The 2,516-nt window shown below is 29.6% G+C and carries 2 protein-coding genes; both read right to left on the bottom strand.

Annotated elements, in window-relative coordinates; translation table 11 throughout:
• Positions 1 to 575: 575 nt before the first annotated feature.
• Positions 576 to 1,817, bottom strand: coding sequence for a PD-(D/E)XK nuclease family protein (locus tag U9R42_09430; protein MEA3496242.1), 1,242 nt, complete (start codon positions 1,815 to 1,817; stop codon positions 576 to 578).
• A 430-nt stretch (positions 1,818 to 2,247) separates the two neighbouring features.
• Positions 2,248 to 2,516: hypothetical protein (locus tag U9R42_09425; protein ID MEA3496241.1), on the bottom strand; the 269-nt coding region annotated here is incomplete at its 5' end.

Raw genomic sequence — 2,516 nt, 5'->3', positions numbered from 1 at the left:
TTTTCAATACTGTTCCATTTGCCTTTGTATAAATCAATTTGAGAAATCAGATTTAATATTTTCTGATTTGTTTGAAAATCAAAGTTCAATTTATTTATATATTTATCCATTACTTACCTATATTATATCTGAATGCAAAAATATAATAGTTTATTAAAATATCCAAATATTATCTATAATTTATCTGAATGTTGTTGTTTTTAATGCACAATAACGGCAGTCTGACTAATAAGCCTAACCACCGATTAAATTTTTATCAAATATAAGGACACTTCTGCTTTGCTCAAAAAATAATTTGCTTTTTTTAGTTTGCGTTTTTCGAATTGCTTCTTACAGTGATGTTGGAAAAATATATGCCTGTCTTCTGTCTTTTCCTTGTATAAATTTCATTTATAAAAATAGAAATTATTTCTTTGGTGGCAAATTATTATTTTCTACAAATTGTTGATTTTTTTAGACAGTCTGACGGTGGCAATAAGAAACGTAGGGTATTTCGAAGCTCCTACTTATCAATTTACTGAACCGTCTATTAAATGTTATGTCGCTCAAATTTAGCACTTTCTACCCTATGTTTTTTATTGCGTGTTACCTGCTGTGTTTTGTTCTTCACAATATTTATCAATTGTTTTTTCAAGTGCTTTCAAAGTCATTATGAATTTGTCTATTTCAAAATTACCTTCATTGTCCACTGTAAAAGCATTTTCAATAATTGCCAATGTTGATGTCGCACCAGCTCTATATTTGTTTGGTTTTACTATTGAAATTCCATTTTTATCTGCAAAAGGTCTTATTTCGTTAAGTAATCTGTAAAGGGTTTCTGTACTTGGTTCCCAGTCAGCAATTTTAATGACAAGTTTTATTCCGTATTCAAAAGCATTTTCGATTTGGATATAAATTTCTCCAATGTCATTTGTTCCTTGCCAGTGATACCAAAACCCTAAAAAACCACCAGTTTGATTTGGAACATATCTCCAATCTGTCCATTCGGGTATTAGTTCTTGTAGTTTAATAAAAAAACCTTCACCTGCTTTCCATTCTGAAACTATGTTTTCGAAATTTGTATAAGAATTTGTTTGGTATTCAATGGCAGACAAATATTCTTTAAAGTCTTTGAAGATTTCATTTTGCACTACTTTTTGGCTAAATACATTTAAAACGGCTTTTCTATCAATTGTAGAGTAACCTTTTTCAATGACTTTTTTAAGTGTTGCAGAACTTTCATTTCCCGTTTTAAGATATACAAAAACAAGTTTATAATTTTTGTCTTTGTAATGGTCAGATGCGATTTGTTTATATCTTTCCAACTGGCCAGAATGTTCACCTGTATTCGTTTTATCTTCAATGCCTATAAAATACTCATCATTGATTTCTGCCCAAATATCAATATTATTCCATTGTCTGCCTGCATTAACTTTGGTTATCTGAAAGTCTTCTGTTTTATCAAGAAGTAACCTAACAAAATCTTTTGCAGTTTCATTTAATTGAGAGTCAAGTTGGCTGAATTTATTGTCTGCCCACTGCAAAAGCCAAGTAAAGAAGCCGTCTTGTGACAGCTCCTTTGTGGCTAATCTAAAAATATTCGGTTTCATTTTTTTAAGTTTTGTCCATTGGTGATGTCCGCCACTAGGACAATTAAAAGCAGAAGGTGTATTTTTGGATTTCAATAATAATCCGCATTTTTTACATTGATAATTATTTGGTCCAACTTCACCAAGATCCGTCCATTGATGATGTCCACCTTTCGGACAATTAAAAGCACTTGGTGTTTTGTCACTTGTAATGTGTGTTGCACATTTCTTACATTGATAATTTCTCATAAAATTAATTTTAAGTTAAAAAATTGATGAATTATGGTTACAAAAATATTATTCCTATGTGTCAATATATGTCGTTGTCTTTTTAACATTGCAGGTAACGAGTGAATATAATGACCAGTCATTATATTTTCGTTATATTTTTTGTTAAAAGATTTCATAATTCAATATTATCCAATGGGTTATCAATACCGCTAAGCCCTTTGCTTTTAATATGAGTGTAAATCTCTGTAGTTTAAATATTTTCATGTTCTAATAAATTTTGAATATATCTTAAATTTATTTGCAAATGTAATAATTATTTATTTGATAACAAATTGTTTATCTTTTCTTGCCTGCCGAGCCTTGGTAAGCAGGTTCAACAATACACAAAAAAACCGTAGGTAAGCTTGCACTATGGGATTTTTATATGCTTAGGTGTTAGCATTTGTTATTATTTCAATTCGTTAATTTCTTTTTCTGTTAGTCCTGTTATTTCACTTATTAAAGCTACTTCTAATCCTTTTTCGAGCATTTTTATGGCATCTTCAATCTTTCCTTCAATCTTTCCTTTTTCTAGGTATGTATTTTTGATATTAAAAATATCTCGGTAAGCATTTACACTTGCTTCGTATTGTTTGTATTCGTCAGGTTTAAGTTTCGCAATTTCTGCCGTTTCAAAAAGTCTTAAAAATATTTTTTCTTTCAATTCAACAGGTATTT

It is taken from the genome of Bacteroidota bacterium (assembly GCA_034723125.1).
Lineage (GTDB): Bacteria > Bacteroidota > Bacteroidia > CAILMK01 > JAAYUY01 > JAYEOP01.
The sequence above is the reverse complement of the archived record's forward strand: the minus strand, read 5'-3'. Positions and strand labels throughout refer to the sequence as shown.